This window comes from Parashewanella spongiae (assembly GCF_004358345.1).
In the GTDB taxonomy this organism is placed as follows: Bacteria; Pseudomonadota; Gammaproteobacteria; order Enterobacterales; family Shewanellaceae; genus Parashewanella; species Parashewanella spongiae.
In genome coordinates this window covers 4926529-4943766 of sequence record NZ_CP037952.1, presented here as the reverse complement: position 1 = coordinate 4943766, position 17238 = coordinate 4926529, and the positions used below count along the sequence as shown (strand labels likewise).

12 protein-coding genes and 1 pseudogene are annotated in these 17238 nt (G+C 40.3%); 11 read left to right on the top strand and 2 right to left on the bottom strand.

Going from position 1 to position 17238, the window contains the following annotated elements; translation table 11 throughout:
* The first annotated feature begins 21 nt into the window (after nucleotides 1-21).
* The 6 genes and pseudogenes from E2I05_RS19540 (at nucleotide 22) to E2I05_RS19515 (ending at nucleotide 7655) form a co-directional block, all read left to right on the top strand.
* Entirely contained in the window at nucleotides 22-921 is a 900-nt protein-coding gene (locus E2I05_RS19540; protein ID WP_121854109.1) for a M23 family metallopeptidase, read from the top strand.
* Between the two features lie 58 nt (nucleotides 922-979).
* Nucleotides 980-3709, top strand: a complete 2730-nt coding sequence (gene secA, locus E2I05_RS19535) for a preprotein translocase subunit SecA (protein WP_121854110.1) — start codon at nucleotides 980-982, stop codon at nucleotides 3707-3709.
* Between the two features lie 405 nt (nucleotides 3710-4114).
* A complete protein-coding gene (locus E2I05_RS22170; protein ID WP_170179659.1) occupies nucleotides 4115-4255 on the top strand; it encodes a hypothetical protein in 141 nt (46 codons plus the stop codon).
* Between the two features lie 319 nt (nucleotides 4256-4574).
* Nucleotides 4575-4934 (top strand): RNA-dependent RNA polymerase family protein, encoded by a 360-nt coding sequence (locus E2I05_RS19525; RefSeq protein WP_244935403.1) that lies wholly within the window; start codon nucleotides 4575-4577, stop codon nucleotides 4932-4934.
* A gap of 418 nt (nucleotides 4935-5352) precedes the next feature.
* A pseudogene (locus E2I05_RS19520) lies at nucleotides 5353-6267 on the top strand (IS110 family RNA-guided transposase); the annotation flags it as partial.
* A gap of 1112 nt (nucleotides 6268-7379) precedes the next feature.
* Nucleotides 7380-7655, top strand: coding sequence for a hypothetical protein (locus E2I05_RS19515; RefSeq protein WP_133309817.1), 276 nt, complete (start codon nucleotides 7380-7382; stop codon nucleotides 7653-7655).
* Here E2I05_RS19515 and E2I05_RS19510 read toward each other — a convergent pair.
* Nucleotides 7638-9107: an ISKra4 family transposase gene (locus tag E2I05_RS19510; RefSeq protein WP_133309522.1), complete on the bottom strand. Its 1470-nt coding sequence runs from the start codon at nucleotides 9105-9107 to the stop codon at nucleotides 7638-7640. The genes E2I05_RS19515 and E2I05_RS19510 overlap by 18 nt on opposite strands.
* A 272-nt stretch (nucleotides 9108-9379) precedes the next feature.
* Here E2I05_RS19510 and E2I05_RS19505 point away from each other — a divergent pair, with 272 nt between their 5' ends.
* Nucleotides 9380-10075, top strand: a complete 696-nt coding sequence (locus E2I05_RS19505; protein WP_133309816.1) for a reverse transcriptase domain-containing protein — start codon at nucleotides 9380-9382, stop codon at nucleotides 10073-10075.
* Between the two features lie 394 nt (nucleotides 10076-10469).
* On the opposite strand, the gene E2I05_RS22805 is transcribed toward E2I05_RS19505, so the two are convergent.
* A complete protein-coding gene (locus tag E2I05_RS22805) occupies nucleotides 10470-10604 on the bottom strand; it encodes a hypothetical protein (RefSeq protein WP_280525307.1) in 135 nt (44 codons plus the stop codon).
* A 75-nt stretch (nucleotides 10605-10679) separates the two neighbouring features.
* Here E2I05_RS22805 and E2I05_RS19500 point away from each other — a divergent pair, with 75 nt between their 5' ends.
* The 4 genes from E2I05_RS19500 (at nucleotide 10680) to E2I05_RS19485 (ending at nucleotide 17036) form a co-directional block, all read left to right on the top strand.
* Entirely contained in the window at nucleotides 10680-10955 is a 276-nt protein-coding gene (locus E2I05_RS19500; RefSeq protein ID WP_341538255.1) for a transposase, read from the top strand.
* A complete protein-coding gene (locus E2I05_RS19495; protein ID WP_121854970.1) occupies nucleotides 10952-11188 on the top strand; it encodes a hypothetical protein in 237 nt (78 codons plus the stop codon). Before E2I05_RS19500 ends, E2I05_RS19495 begins: the two co-directional genes overlap by 4 nt.
* Before the next feature lie 245 nt (nucleotides 11189-11433).
* Complete coding sequence (locus E2I05_RS19490; RefSeq protein WP_121854969.1) at nucleotides 11434-14664, top strand: DEAD/DEAH box helicase; 3231 nt, start codon at nucleotides 11434-11436, stop codon at nucleotides 14662-14664.
* 1241 nt (nucleotides 14665-15905) lie between these two features.
* Entirely contained in the window at nucleotides 15906-17036 is a 1131-nt protein-coding gene (locus tag E2I05_RS19485) for an ankyrin repeat domain-containing protein (protein WP_170179657.1), read from the top strand.
* Nucleotides 17037-17238 lie beyond the last annotated feature (202 nt).

The window sequence follows — 17238 nt, the reverse complement described above, 5'->3', positions numbered from 1 at the left end:
AATTGGTGGCTTGATAAGAATATGAGTGTAACAGTATTTATCCAAGGCAGAAAAGATGTAAAACGTTGGCATCTTGGCAAACGTTGGTTAATGCTGCCTGTCATCCTAGCTGCGCTTGCTATCATTCTATATCAAAACAGTAATGCACGCTTTGTCGATCAGCAAGCGAACATGAACTCTGAGCGCCTAGAAAGGGAAGAGCAAAAACAACAAGTGCTCAATCTCAAACAAGCGACAGAATCCCAATTATCGTTATTAGTCACTCATGTCGCGAGAATGCAAGCTAAAATAACTCGTCTTGAAGCACTCGGTCAGCAAGTAGCATCACAAAATGATCTCGACGGACAATTTGATTTCTCCGATGAAGTCGGTGTGGGTGGTATGAGTGATTTAGGAGCAAGCGTCGAGCTGAACCAACTTATTCAAGACATGGATAAACTCGCTTCTCAGATTGATCATAGAGAACAACAGCTTTCAGTACTTGAAACTGTGGTATCTAATCTCCATATAGATAAAGAACGATATATTTCTGGTCGTCCGATCGCTAAAGGCTGGTTATCTTCTCCTTTCGGTTTACGCAATGATCCTTTTACAGGTCGTCGCGCAATGCATAAAGGGATTGATTTCGCTGGTGCGAAAGGCACTGAAGTTGTTGCTACTGCAGCAGGAGTAGTGACTTGGGCTGGTAGCATGTTTGGTTACGGCAATCTTGTCGAAATTGATCATGGTAACGGACTTCATACTCGATACGGACACAATGCATCCTTGAGTGTTCAAGTAGGAGATGTGGTCATTAAAGGACAAAAAGTGGCAAGTATGGGCAGCACCGGCCGCTCAACTGGGCCACACGTACACTATGAAGTGTTGCGGGGCGGGCGACAAATCGATCCTCAAAAATACGTCTACCGCAAGGCAGGTTAATTGAAACATTGGCATAAAATTAAATAATTTACAGCCTCCATTGAGATAAGTGATTCAGATGTTTGGAAAATTACTGACAAAAGTTTTTGGTAGTCGTAACGATCGTACCCTTAAAAGTTTCGGCAAAATAGTTAATCAAATAAATGCATTAGAAGCAGAGTACAGTAAGTTTTCTGATGATGAGTTATCAGCAAAAACCGAAGAGTTTCGTAAACGAATTGCTGATGGCGAAACGCTCGAAGATATCATGGCGGAAGCTTTTGCAGTTGTTCGCGAAGCATCTGTGCGTATTTTTGAAATGCGACATTTTGATGTGCAGCTTATCGGCGGCATGGTCTTGGATAGTAACCGTATTGCAGAAATGCGTACAGGTGAAGGTAAAACCCTTACCGCAACATTACCCGCATACCTTAATGGTTTAACAGGTAAAGGCGTTCACATTATTACCGTGAATGATTACCTAGCAGCCCGTGATGCTGAATTTAATCGACCTTTATTTGAATTCTTAGGCTTATCTGTTGGTATTAATGTCGCGGGATTATCGCCAGAAGAGAAAAAGCAAGCCTACGCTGCAGATATCACATACGGAACCAATAACGAATTTGGCTTTGATTATCTGCGTGACAATATGGCGTTTTCTCCGCAAGAACGCGTTCAACGCCCGTTGCATTATGCGTTAATCGATGAAGTCGACTCAATTCTTATCGATGAAGCAAGAACCCCATTGATTATTTCAGGAGCTGCCGAAGACAGTTCTGAATTGTACATGCAAGTGAATACGCTTATTCCTAATCTTGTACGTCAAGAAAAAGAAGATACTGAAGAATTTGTTGGTGAAGGCGATTACAGTATTGATGAAAAAGCCAAGCAAGTTCACATGACTGAGCGTGGTCAAGAAAAAGTTGAACAACTATTGGTCGAACGTGGGTTATTACCTGAAGGCGACTCATTATATTCTGCAGCAAACATTTCCTTATTACACCATGTTACTGCCGCGTTACGTGCGCATACTTTATTCGAAAGAGATGTTGATTACATTGTTAAAGATGATGAAGTTATTATCGTAGACGAACATACTGGTCGTACAATGCCGGGTAGACGTTGGTCTGAAGGCTTACACCAAGCGGTAGAAGCTAAAGAAGGGGCTCATATTCAAAATGAAAACCAAACACTTGCTTCTATAACCTTCCAGAATTACTTCCGTATTTATGAGAAATTAGCGGGCATGACAGGTACTGCTGATACCGAGGCTTTTGAATTTCAGCATATTTATGGCTTAGATACCGTTGTGGTTCCAACGAATCGTCCAATGGTGCGTAAAGATATGCCTGATTTAGTGTATTTGACAGCCGCAGAAAAATACAATGCGATCATTGAAGATATTAAAGACTGTCAAGAACGTGGTCAGCCAGTTCTCGTAGGTACAGTGTCTATTGAGCAATCTGAATTGTTGTCGCGCTTAATGAATGCACAGAAGATTAAGCACAGTGTTTTGAATGCTAAATTCCATGAAAAAGAAGCAGATATTGTGGCGCAAGCTGGCCGAGCTGGTGTGGTTACCGTAGCAACCAATATGGCTGGACGTGGTACTGATATTGTACTGGGCGGCAATTGGAACGCGGAAGTCGCTGAGCTAGATAATCCAACAACTGAGCAAATTACTGCTATTAAAGATGCATGGCAAGTTCGTCATGACGCAGTTATCGAATCCGGTGGCTTGCACATATTGGGTACAGAGCGTCATGAGTCGCGTCGTATCGATAATCAGCTACGTGGTCGTTCAGGTCGTCAAGGTGATGCCGGCTCATCTCGCTTCTATTTATCAATGGAAGACAGTTTGATGAGGATTTTTGCTTCAGATCGTGTTTCAGGCATGATGAAAAAATTAGGTATGGAAGAAGGCGAAGCCATCGAACATCCTTGGGTTTCACGTGCAATTGAAAACTCTCAACGTAAAGTTGAAGCACGTAACTTTGATATTCGTAAACAACTTCTTGAATTTGACGACGTAGCGAATGATCAGCGACAAGTTGTCTATTCACAACGAAACGATCTTATGGATGCGCAAAGTATTGCAGATACCATAGATAACGTAAAAGAAGATGTTATTGCTGGTGTCATCGAGCAATATGTTCCACCTCAGTCAATTGAAGAAATGTGGGACGTCCCTGGATTAGAAACTCGTCTGCAGCAAGAGTTCTCAATAGCATTACCAATTAATGAATGGTTAGAGAAAGAAGACGATCTTCATGAAGAAACATTACGCGAACGTATTGTTACTAGCTGGTCGGAAGCTTATGCCGCAAAAGAAGAAGCAGTAGGTGGTTCTGTTTTACGACAGTTTGAAAAGTCAGTCATGCTTCAAACATTAGATTCGCTTTGGAAAGAGCATCTCGCGGCGATGGATCATCTTCGCCAAGGTATACACCTACGAGGTTATGCTCAAAAGAATCCAAAGCAAGAATATAAGCGTGAATCTTTTGAGTTGTTTCAACAAATGCTAGACACTCTTAAATATGATGTCATTAGCGTCTTGTCTAAAGTACAAGTTCAAGCCCAATCGGATGTCGATGAGATGGAACAGCGTCGCCGTGAAGAAGAAGCGCGTTTGCATCGTGACTTCCAACATCAGCAGGCTGAGTCAATGGTTGGAGCTGAAACAGAAGAAGTCGCTGCGCTCGAATCTCATACTCCGATAGTTCGAGACGGTGAAAAGATTGGTCGCAACGATCCTTGCCCTTGCGGTTCGAGAAAGAAATACAAGCAGTGTCACGGAAAAATTAGTTAACCAATCACTGACTTTGTGAATCTCAAATGAATGGCGCTATTTAAAATAGCGCCTTTTTTGTTTGCCCAGCGAAGCTGGCAAACCCGACAGGCAGAAAGAAGCCTGTATCACCCAGACTGAGGGGAAGATAATCCGAATGGCAAGGGCGTTATGGGCTAACGGCAAGGTCTGAAGGAAGCCATAGGAAGTTAGAGGTACACAGCGAAAGCGAACCTGATTCGGCATAATAGAGAGGTAAGCGTGCGAAATAGCGCAACGCCATATACTCAGTCAGCTCTATCATGTGCTTGAGGGTGGGATTTCTAACAGGGAGCGAGTGCAGTAACTGGGGAAGCCTGACACCTTATCTGGGATAGTCCAGAAGCTTTTATACAAGAGGAAACTCAAGGTAGAAGTTGGTGCGAGGTGGCCGATGAGCCCGTAGTAGTGAGTAAAATCCAGCCGATGAAAGCCAGTAATGGTGTGGAGGGCAAAACTGGATTGACCAATGACGTAGTTTATTGGCGACATCAACAGCCAAAAGCCTTGATGTTGGCGAAGGGGTGAAGCTTAATTTAAGTTTGTGATGGACAGGATTTTTTTTCACAGATACAGAAAATCACAAAAAAAAAGATGAGTGAGGCATTTCCGACTGGAGGCATTAGGAATAATGACTCTGGAGACCGAAGCCGTATACGGGAGTAATTCAGTCATATCAAAGTAAATTGCCAAGGGCTAGAAGGCTTTGAGGCTGAGTGAAATACACCAACTGATGAAAACAAGACACTGAACCCAAACAACGCACACAGAGAGATCAATAAGAGTTTATTACAGCTTGTATGGTCGCTTACTTAACAAAGAATCACTGTACAACGGATTTAAGAAAGTGTGGAGAGCCAAAGGCACTGCTGGAATTGATGAGCAGAGCTTAGAGCAATTCGCCTCAAATCTGAGTAACGAACTTGATAAACTTCTTATCGAACTCAAAACCAAGCAATACCGACCTTCAGCCGTCAAACGGGTAGAAATCCCGAAAGATGATGGTGGAGTGAGAAAGCTTGGGATACCAACAGTTCGAGACCGAATCGTACAACAATGCCTAAACGATATACTAAGTCCGATATTTGAAGAGCAGTTCCATCCATCAACCAAAAAAAATCAGTTGCCCCTTCACCCTCGTAATTTAGTGTCTCGACCAAGCGTTGATCAAATTGAGTTTCTTGCCTTCAGCGCATTATGCGGTTGAACCTAAACGTTCATGATAGGCATAGATGTCATGAGCGTTTACTTTAATTTCGATTTTTCTATCACACTACACCATGAAAATTCTTTCTGTTTTATTCTAACTATTAGCAGAGCTTAAATCGTGGTCGCATTTTTTTTAGTTTTCATAACTGAACCTAAACTGATCTGGATATGGTTGCTCGTACCCTCGGCTATTTCAGCTTTTACGCATTGAATGAACGGTAAAATGACCAGTTCTCGTTAGAGTTCTTGGCAATCCAATCTATCCACTAGGCTCTGCTACTCACTTTAATTCAGTGGAGTAGTATTTTATGGAACCTATTGTAAACAGTTGTGCAGGATTAGATGTCCACAAGATGATGGTCACTATCCGCAAGGAGACAGAGCAGGGAATTTAAGAAACCACTCAATCCTTTGGTACTTTAAAAAAAGAACGCTTGAAATTATGCCATTTTCTCAAGCAGCATCATATTGAGCTAGCTGTAATGGAAAGTACAGGTGTTTACTGGAAAAGCATCTACCTTTCACTTGTTACAGCTGGCATAAAAACGCAGGTCGTTAATGCAAGACATGTCAAGAATGTTCCCAGTCGAAAGACAGATGTCATTAACAGTCAATGGCTCGCTTCACTTGGTCACTCTGGACTTGTTCGGTCAAGTTTCGTTCCAGCGCCACAGCAGAAGCAACTCAGATTACTGACTCGCAGAAGAGACAAACAAAAAAAGGAATTGAGTAATGAGAAAAATCGATTACATAAAACCTTAGATGATGCTGGTATTCGTCTGGGCGGGTTTATTAGCGACATTAACGGGAAATCAGGGCAAATACTCGTGAACGGTCTGATTGAAGGAAAGCCATTGTGTGACTTGATAAAAATGGTCGACCCAAGACTGAAAGCCGATAGAAGTGAACTTATGGCGAGTATGGACGAAACTCTTACTCCGTCACACCTTTATATCTTGCGTAATATCAAAAGTCACATTGAGTTTCTAGAGAAGCAGCTTGCTGAGCTAGAAACCTTACTTATTGAAACGATAAAACCGTGGAATGAGGCTCTGGAACTTTTGCAAACGATACCGAGCACTAGTGTTATCAGTGCAGCTTGTCTTATTGGTGAAATCGGTGACGACATGAGTTGCTTCGATGGAATGAAGGGTATCAGCTCATGGGCAGGTTTATGTCCGGGAAATAATGAAAGTGCAGGAAAAAGAAAAAGTGGGCGAATGCGTAAAGGAAACAAAATGGTCAAAACACTCTTGTGTGAAGTAGCTAATGCTGCCGTTAAGACGAAAAGTCAATTCAAAGGCAAGTACCAAGGTTTGGTCATCCGTTGAGGACACAAGAGAAGTATCATTGCTATCGCCCACAAACTTTTACGTATTATCTACACAGTATTAAGCCGAAGGAAAGCCTATTTTGACCCAGATATTAACTACGAGGAGTTAATGGTCAGGAGAAATAGTCCCCGATGGCTTCAAATGATGGTTAAATACAATATGGTATAAACAGTTAAGCAAAAAGCTTAACAGACAGCCAGACTTATTTTTATCCCTTCAATAATTGCGGGGAGGACTATGTTGCGTCTAATACTATTAATTTTCACGGTAACATCAGTTGAACGCTGAGTATACGAGTAACTGTTTGAGCGCAATACGATGATTTTATCATCATGGCTTTCACCCAATGAGTGAAGTGCTCTACGCTCACAAGCTTGCTAAAATGACTGCTATCTGCGTTGTAATTTTTGCAAGTAGAATAAACTACTTGCTGCAAGCTACGCCTTACTATCAGCCATTTTTTCTACGCTTGAGAACGCAGTCAACTGATGTTTCTAGGGAGCGCCACGAAGCGCTTTATTCTGTTGCGGGATTTGTCTCAACGTATACGCAGCCAAGCGATTACATGGCCATAAACCAGAGACAGCAACGTTATTATTTATAATAAGTCCATCAGGTTGAAACGTACCTGACGGGATAATTACCAGTTCATCCCGAAATCTGACGGGCATGCATAATGGGTAACCGCTATGACATGAAGCCCAGTGACAAAGGCCTTGAATAAAGGTTGAGATGCAATGTAGGCCGCAGCATCAAGCGAATTCAGTTAAGCGTCGTAAATCAAAAAATGAAGATGGGGAGTCTTTCCTAGTTGACGAACCCTGACACAAACAGAGAAGCAACTGGTAAATGCATCTGTTTGATCTTCCGGCGTAATATGAAGTGGCATGTATTGAAGGAAATAAAGTGAACGTGGGAGAGCCTGAGTGTTGGAAGGTAGTGACTTGCACTATCCGAATATAAGGTAAACCGAAATTTCAGATAGGGCGCTCAGGCAGTCGGATGAGCCCATAGTACCGTTAACCGTGAAGACAACATAACTTTACATCAGGGAAGGGGCTCAGTGTTACACCCGTTTTTTAACGTAACTTTTGAGGTGAAATTGCCATATGGCTAACACTCCAGTAAATATCAGAATATTACAGCGAAAACTTTACTTACGCTCAAAGCTTAACTCGGAGCTACGATTTTACAGCTTGTACGATAAACTCAGTCGCCTAGATATACTCGAAGAAGCCTATCGACGATGCAAAGCCAATAAAGGCGGAGCAGGAATTGATGGCATCACATTCAGTTATCTAGAGCAGCAAAAGAAAGTCGTTGCGCTGTTAAAAGAAATTGGGTGTGGGTCTTTTAAAACGACGAAGTTACCCACATCTGTATAACCTCTGTTTGGATTGCTTTTTGTGATACTCCCAATACTTTTCAATATCACCACTCGATCTTAACGACCTAAGTTTTAATATAGCTTCTGCACCTTCAAGGCTCCATCTCGCTCCAGTGATATCCAACCTATCATTAATCAGATGACGACAAGCTCCCTCAATGACACCGCTAGCAATTGGGAAACCTTGCTCTAACGCTTTACCGTATTCTAATCTTGATTTATTTTTCAATAGATAACCGATGCACTTATTAATGCCTTCTCGTTGTTTTAATTTCCGTTTTGTTGCACTGATCCCAAGGCCTTTTGCTACTTGTGACGCATTACCTCGTAAGATTTCAGTCGCTCGATTTTCTATCCAATCTTCGACTTCTGGATCATCTTTTTCAAATAAGCACCACGCCGCTTTCCAGAGATATTCAAGCACATGGATGAAATCCATGACCACCGTTGCATTGATGTTGAGTTTCTTCATCACCCGATAAATTTGTTTTAGCTGATGAGGATGACCATCAACGAGTACAACCCACTGACGGCTTTGAGTAGGGTCTCGTTCCAGAGCTTCTAAAAATGCTTCTTCAATCACAGTCGCAGCGCTTCTTTCTACGCTTGCCCACACACGTTTATTTCTTGGTGGCACACGTAATGGACGAACATTTGAATTATCGTTTCTAGACATGATTGATTCTGGGGTACGATGCAAAGGCTTGGTGGTGTATACCGCTGCAACTTCTGCCATTCGTTTGCGGTCTTTTTTTTCTCCAGCACTTAGGCGTCCTTTGAGCTTCTGTTGTTTCGCTGCTTTTTGCGTGCCCTCTCTCAAGCTATTAGGTTGCATAACGATGCCTTTTCCATCCATAGTCAATACCAGTAAATCAGATGTATTTTCTGGCTTAAGGTATCTCTGCTGGAGATAAAAACCATCAAAATCTTGTGCAATATCCTGCACAATTTGCCTTGCTTGTCGCTTGGGCACGTGCGCACCTGTGGTGGTATCTATTGAGCTTACTGCATCATCATATGAGCCTTTGACTGCTTCTGTAGCGAGTCTTAGGCGTACACCATCAGAGTATTTATCTTTCGAAAGATTCAGCTCACCATCCATTGGAAACACGCTATCACACCGACGTTGACTGTAACCTTTTCGATGCATCGTTACGGTACCAAATAAACTTTCTAAGTTTCGTTTGCAGTTATTTTTCAAATAATTCAATGCAATGTCACGGTTGGAACAAACTTGCTGACGGGGCTCTTCAGCGGTTTTGATATCTAAGAAACCCTGCAATAAACACCGCAACAACTCAGTTCCTTCGGTATCGATATAGGCTTCAACTTCTCCATGGCTCTCTTGCTTAACTTGTTTGTCTTCGAGGTGCGAAATAATACGCTCAAATTTCAATTTGGCTTCAGAAAAGAATGAAAATTCGAGTGAGTTTGAGTATGCTAGTTTCATGAAAGGAGCCTTTTTATATACTTGTTGTGTGTGGAAACTGATAAGTACTATAAAATTGCTCCTTTCGCACCATTTATTAAACCCATCCAATTGATAATTAATGATCTTTTCATGCTTTTCGTCGATCTAAAAGATCTACACCCAAAGAAATTCAAACTCAATTACAACAGAAAAACTATCGACCTAGCCCAGTCAAACGAGTAGAAATACTCAAAGACAACGGCAAAACGCGGAAACTTGGGATCCCGATAATCAGTGACAGAATTGTGCAAATGGCGATGACAATAGTGATGCAACCCGTCTACGAACCTCATTTACATGAACACAGTTATGGTTATCGTCCATGTCGAAGCGCCCAGCAAGGCGGAGTTATCTCTCCACTACTGGCTAACATCTATCTCAACGATTTCTGTTTGAAAATACACGAAAAAACACCGTGTAAAATCGTTACCTATGCAGATGATTTTGTTGTACTTCATAAGCAAACCTACACACAAGAGCAACTGGACTGGATAACACAGCAATTAAGTGATGAAGGTCTGAAGCTAAATCAAAGTAAAACCCACTGTGTGGATATGGGAAAGCTGATGAATGAGTTTGATTTCCTCGGTTTTAACTTTCAACGGATCACAGGCCTCATCAAAGGCACCAGTTACATCAAGATACAGGCGTCTAAGAAGAGCCAAACAAAGCTGAAAAATAAAATCAGAGACATAGTGAAACACCGAACCTCAAATACACTTGGCGTACTGATAAATAAGGTTAATCAAGTTCTGAGGGGATGGAAACACTATTTTGGTGGGATAGGTTATCCCAGAGGTGTATTTTTCAGAATAAATGGATTTGTAGTAAACCGGTTCTATCGCTGGCATCGTCGCTTAAGTCAACGTCGAAGCAAGTATCTATCACGAGGTGCTTACGAAAAATTACGCCAAGCTGGTCTTGAGTATTTACCCACGACAAGATGATAAGCAAAGTGAAGGGGCTGAGAGAAGTGTAACAACAGAGCCGTGTGAGGGAAAACCTCATGCACGGAATCGAAGAGGGGCTGCTGGATAAGCGATAGCGAAGCCAGTAGCCTACTCTACTTTATGGCTGATAGCGACACTTTTTCGTTAAATAACTTAGCCTGCTCTTGAGCTTCAACGATAACGCCTTGAATGTAACCGTAACTGACTTTATAGCCTGGATAAATGAGTGGGATTTGTTCTTCAATTGCTCGGAGTTAGGTGCTGTGATTGATAAAGCCACAATAGAACGGCGAAGATGTGGTACGTCAACATTTACAGATGTAATGACATCAGACTCGTCGTTGGTAGTAACAAGGCACTTTAGTGCCGATTGAGCCGCATATTTAGCGGACTAAACGGCTTTACGAGAAACATTAAATTCATCAGAAAGAGAAGCAACTGCACCATGCACTTGGCAAGCGATAGTTTTTAAGAGAAGATCGAGTTTGTCTGAGGAGTTAAGCGGTGTTCGGTCGAGTATCGGCATTTTATTTTGAGAATAGTTTTAGTCGGCTTATCATCTCAATAAATAACGTTTTTCTCCTCAGATTTTCTCATCTATTTGTTACCCGTATCTGATGGGTTCCCAAATTATGGCTACTGTGCCTCTAAGGATATGAGATACTACGGTTTTCATGGGAATCTACTTGTTGATGAAAGAGGCATTCCAGTAGAGTTCACTTTAACCGCCGCAAATATTGACGAACGTGATGCCGCTTATGAAATTATCAATAATATCAAAGGTCTTTTAATTGGTGATAAAGGGCTTATTAGACCAATACTCAATGAAGACTGTCTTCAAGCTGACATTGATTTACACCGTTACGAAAAAATATGAAAGATAGTCGTCCTAAATGGGCAGTAAAGCTAATAATGAATGTACGCAGAAGGGTTGAAACAACCATAGGACAACTTGTTAAATATTTTGATATTGAGCATGTTAACTGCCGAGACTTGTGGCACTTGACCAGTCGAATGGGAAGAAAGATGCTGGGATTAACCAGTGGTGCTTATCTCAATCTTGAGTTTGGTAGAGATGTAATGAAATTTGAGGGAATGTTGGCAGTCTAACTGCGCCACTGAACCATTCAAACGTCTGTCATTCCCGCATGTTGTAAGCGGGAATCTAGTGCCTTTTTGCTCTAAAAAAGAAAAAGACGCTGGATTCCTGCCTTCGTAGGAATGACGATTTAAGCAATTTCAATGAGTTAGAAAATTCACACATCAGGTTATATTAACAAACGACAATAAATATATTTCTTGATGATAAATTTCGTTATTATGCTGCTCGCTGTTAACTAACTACAATACTTACAATGCCTTCTACTCAACCAAAGCCCTTAGCGCAACTTACCTCAAAAAACCTTGCTTCGTTTTTTAGTGAAATTACCCTCTCAAAAGGTCAGCAGTACTTTAAAGAAGGGCGAGTACTGGCGGTGGATTACAGTGAAGGTCATTTAACGGCCAGTGCGACAGTATTAAGTTCAACAAATCAAAAATACGCATTAATTGTTGGTGCTTTTAGTTCAGGCTCTCAAACATTTATATTCAGCCAATGTGATTGTCCAGTTGGTAAATGTTGTAAACATGCAGCTGCAGTCATTTATCATTTTATTTCTCACTCCAATAATAATGACGATATTGTAGAGAGTTGGCTTGAAAAACTTGATGATATTACCGATGAAAAGGAGACTGAGGAAATTGATGAGCGCCAACATTTATATGTTTTACGCCTTACTAGTAAAAATTGTTTCGTTGAAATTCGTAAAGGAAAGTTAAACAAAAAAGGGTTTTATGGTAAGGGTTCTGTCATAGCTATTAGTAATCCAAACTACCTTTCAAGTTGGAAATTTTCCGAAGAAGAAATAAAATTGATACGATTACTTGCGGATCAAAATCACTATGACTGCAAACTTACCATCAAAAAAGAAGAAGGTTATTTAGCGTTAAAAAAAATGTTGGCTACAGGTCGATGTTTTTTGGGAGATGATAGAACCCCTTTAAGAATAAATGAAACTAAAGATATTAGTTTTATTTGGAATAGCTTACAGGGCAACCAACAACAACTTCATCTTGAATTAGCAAATGTAGAAAACTGGCAACTGCTTCCCACAGAGCCTGTAACCTATATCGATACAGATAATTTCAACATAGGTGAAATTAATACTGACATCCCCATTGAAAAATTGATGTTGTTGAAACACGCACCTGTTATGTCTGATGCAAACGTCGAACAATTGAGCCATCAACTCATTAAGCACTTCCCTGTCAACGTGTTACCAGAAACTCTACTGGTTGAATTCGAAGAGGTTAACCTGCCTCTTATAAAAAAAATAACCTTAACTATGGCGCAATTCTCAAATCAAGTTCAATTACAGCCAGTTGTTATTGCTGAGTTCATTTATGGGGATATTAGTTTTCCAGCACATTCGAATAAGGATAGGTTTACTATTCTTAAACAACATAGTAAAAACATTAAGGTCATTCGAGATTTAAGAGCTGAGCAGTATGCTATCGATGATCTCCATTTATTAAGCTTAGGTGCAATTGCTTCCGAATACTTACCTCTTGAAGCATTGCAAGAGGGTGTAGAAAGGCAATTAGAAGAAGGTAGTGTTTGGACGTTAGGGCATTTGCCAGAAGGTATTCAGGATTGGATAGGATTCACAACGGTTGGAATTGAGCAATGTAAAAATAGTGGTTTTATTGTCGAAGTCGCGGACGATTTTGATTTAAAAATTGTTGAACCAGAATTGATTATTGATATTGACGATCAAGAAGACTTAGGTTGGTTCTCAATGGCATTAACTGCTGATATTGATGGCCAACAAATCTCACTATTACCTTTGATTGCTGCATGGTTGAGTCATAATAAAGAGCCTAAAGATGAAGAAGAACTTCTTCTGCCGACGCCCAACGGCAGTTTTGTTAAAATTAAAGTATCTTCTATTAGACCTATCATAAGCTTGATTGAAGAACTCTTTACTGGAAGAGACGAGCAGTTACGTATTCCTCAAAATCGTGCCATGTTGCTCAATGATTTTTCTGCCCATGACATCAGTCTGATAAACGGACAAAGAGTGAAAGCGTTAGCAGATAAACTCGCTGACTTTAACGGTATTGAACCTGTTATTGTGCCTAAGTCGATGCAAGCGACACTTAGAGAATATCAACAAGAAGGGCTTAACTGGCTGTGTTTTCTAAAAGAATATGGCTTTGGTGGTACGCTTGCCGATGATATGGGGCTTGGCAAAACACTGCAAACGTTAGCTTTTATTATGAAGCAACAAGAGCTTAGTCTGAATCAAAGAGGCAGCTTAATTATTTGTCCAACGAGCTTAGTTGGAAATTGGCTAAAAGAAACACAAAAATTTACACCCGATTTAAGGGTTGTGGTTTGTCACGGAAGTAAAAGGCAGTCAATTTTAAGCACATTAGATGAGTATGACATTGTGATAACAACATATCCGTTAATTGTGCGTGATAGCAAACATTACCAAGACAGAGCATTTGATCATATCGTATTGGACGAAGCGCAACAAATCAAAAATATACAAGCTAAAGTTACGCAGCAGGTAAAAGAGTTAAAAGCCGGATTTAAACTTTGTTTATCGGGCACACCGCTTGAAAACCATTTAGGTGAGCTTAAGTCTTTAATGGATTTTTCTTTAATTGGCTTATTAGGTAACCATCAACACTTTAATAAATATTTTAGGCAGCCGATTGAAAAGCATGGCAATGTAGCAAAGGCTAAAGAGTTAAGCCGTCGAATTGAGCCGTTTTTATTGAGGCGCACAAAAAATGAAGTCATGGCCGAGTTGCCAGAGAAAACGATTATTGAGCAAAACGTCATACTGGAGAAAGATCAACGTAACCTCTATGAAGCTATTCGAGTGACCATGGAGAAAAAGATTCGTGATTTATTCGCAAAAAAAGGAATGGCAAACAGTCACATAGAATTTTTAGATGCATTATTGAAATTACGTCAAGCCTGTTGTGATGCTCGTTTAGTCAAATTAGAGCAAGCACAAGGTGTCAAAAGCAATGCAAAATTGGATTGGTTGATCAACAACTTACCTGAAATGATTGCAGAAGGTCGGAAGATAATTATTTTTAGTCAATTTACTACTATGCTAGGGCTCATTGAAGCTGAGCTAAAAGAACTATCCATTAGGTACAGTAAATTAACGGGGCAAACGCGCAAGCGCCAACCGCAAATAGATGGTTTTCAAGAAGGCACGAATTCTGTATTTTTAATTAGCCTCAAAGCCGGTGGTACAGGGCTTAACCTGACTGCAGCAGATACCGTAATACATTATGATCCATGGTGGAATCCTGCTGTAGAAAAACAAGCAACAGACAGAGCCCATCGAATAGGACAAGATAAAGCTGTGTTTGTGTATAAGCTAATTGCTGAAGGGACAATTGAAGAAAAAATTCAAGAAATGCAAAAACATAAACAAGGTATAGCGGATAGTGTGTTTTCAGGTAAAAAACAAACCGCATGGGAAGGGAGGGCAGAAGAATTGCTGTCGCTATTCCAATAAAAATAAGTGCGAATTTTATTATGAAATATCATTTTAAGCTCATTCAACTTACGTAAAAGTACCAATCTTTGTCATACCAGCGAAGTCAGGTATCCAGTGACGTTTATAGAAAAAAGCAAAGGCACTAGGGTTTGTTGATCTTTCGTGATTGTTTTTGCAGTGATAAATTGGTTATTTTATGCAAGGCAGAGTTTGTGAGGTTTGGTTATTATCGACATACAAAACTGTCGTTACTTCGTTTCCAAGTAAGAAAACGATAACGCAGCACCTTTGATTTAGAAAGAGCGACCAATTTACGCTCTCTCTTTTTTCGATGCTTTTGAGCATTCACTGTTCTGTGTTGTGACCAGCTCACTTAGATGGCTAAGCATCACTGCTCACGCCTTGAACAGATAAATGCTCAAATAGCACAAAATTTAATCCTGAAAGATCAACAGACTACTAGACTACCGATATACAAAACTGTCGTCACTTCGTTTCCGGCCTGCGCTGGAGTGACGAGAACTCATCGGTATACTTTGAGCAAAAACCGTAGACTTTATAATCCGTCATTCCCGTGAAAACGAGAATCCAGTGACTTTTGGGATTCCAATATAATACCAATTACAGTAATTAATCTCTCACTCAGCAAGAGCTATAGGGTTTTAGTGCAAGGCACAAGCTCGAAGTACTATCTACCCTAACGGCCGCCATACAAAGCTGGCGTTCAACGCACCTAGTGCTTTTGACGTGATAATTCAAGTGCTTGTAACGCAGTATGGAACCCTTTAGCCTTGCCCTTCGGGAGCTTGTATGTGCTCACTTTGGTTTATAAAGAATCCTTCTCAAAATTGTCTTGACGTAACAATGTAATAACGACAGTTTTGTATGTCGGTAACAACTATGCCTTCATCAATATAGATTGCACTTTGAGCACATACATAGCTCTAAGTTGAGCATTTAATTACTGCAATTAATAGGATAAGGCATTAGATTCCCACATTCGTGAGAATGACGAAATTACCATATGGAATTGTGCATATATCACTCACTCGTGCGATTACTCTGGATGTTAGGTGTATTATTGTTTGAGACAAACAGCGCTTTTCACTAAGTTCACTAACTATCCAGTCTCTGAGTTATTGTTTATATCCAAAAACTCTTTATCTTCATTAGTCATCACCTCTACTCTGTACATAAACAAAACTTATTAATTGGATTATACATACATGGCATCCTGTGTACCTGTTGAATTGGGCTCGATGGTTGATGTTCAGGGTTTTAGCACTCAATTTCTTACAGAAACTGCTGCACTTGACGCTTCTCCATTTATAGTTTTTGACGAAGAAGGTTCTGAAAAGCATTATCAAGTTCAGCGAGTGAAAAATCAGTATAAATTCACACGATTCCTTTCTTCAGGATCTAATTCTCAACCTTTAATGAAACCTGATGAAGTCGTCTGTGTAAGGTATTCAAAAAACAAGGGCCCTCAGTATGAGGAAGGTGTTTCAATAAGCAAACCACCTTTGGATGCAGGTAGTGATATAAGTGATATAGGAGTTCTTAGTGAAAAAATCACAGTGAATGATATTCCAACTATTGAATCAGCATTAAATATAATTAATAAGGAACTATACGAAGCCATATTTGACGAGTGTCAAACTGGGGGGGCTGGTATTCAACACCTCCTAGAGAAAGGATTGAACTTATATCAGACTAATAGAAATGGGCTTGTTGCATTACATATTGCGGCAATAAATGGGCATGTTGAAATAATCAAGGAGCTACTGAAGCAAGGCGTAGCTGTTGATGTAAAAAGTAAGGGGGGGGGAACGGCATTACAGTTTGCTACTTTAAGTAATCGTCCAGAATGCGTAAATTTTCTTATGCAACATGGTGCATCTGAAATAGTTGTCAATAAAAAGGGGGCGACACCTCTAATAGTGGCAGCAAAATACGGTTATTCAGCATGTTTGGATCTCCTCAATACGGAACGTTGTCGAAATATTCAGAGTAAATTTGGTAATGCCGCAATCTTAGTAGCGCTAAGTTACGGGCAAACTGAATGTGCACAGAAACTACTTGATAGTGGTGCGAATGCATCCATACGAAATAATTACAGTTCAAATGTATTTCATGCTGCTGTGTTGGGCAATCAGGTCGAATTGGTTGATGTACTGAAAACTAAAACACTCGGCAATGAACTAAACAGACGCGACCGTCAAGGTTCTACCCCTTTGCACTTAGCATTTTATTGCAATAAATTAGATTGTATTATTAAGTTAAAAGAGATTGGAGCCAAGCAACAATGTTCACTACTTTCTTTAGGCTTTTACAGCGTGGTACGTGGAAAAACCTTTTCAAATTTAAAACATGTCTATAGGACTCCTTAGTCGGTTATAGGTGATTCGCTTTAACCTAAAACGTCTAATTTCAGACGTGTATACGTTGAATTAATTTATTAGGGTCTGTTGATCTTTCAGCCCACTTTCCGAACCTGAATATAGTTAAGAAAACAATAGATTACTGAATTGGCCATACCAGTAGTATCGCACATTGTTAAAAATGGTGAAGTCAACTTATTGAATTTAAATG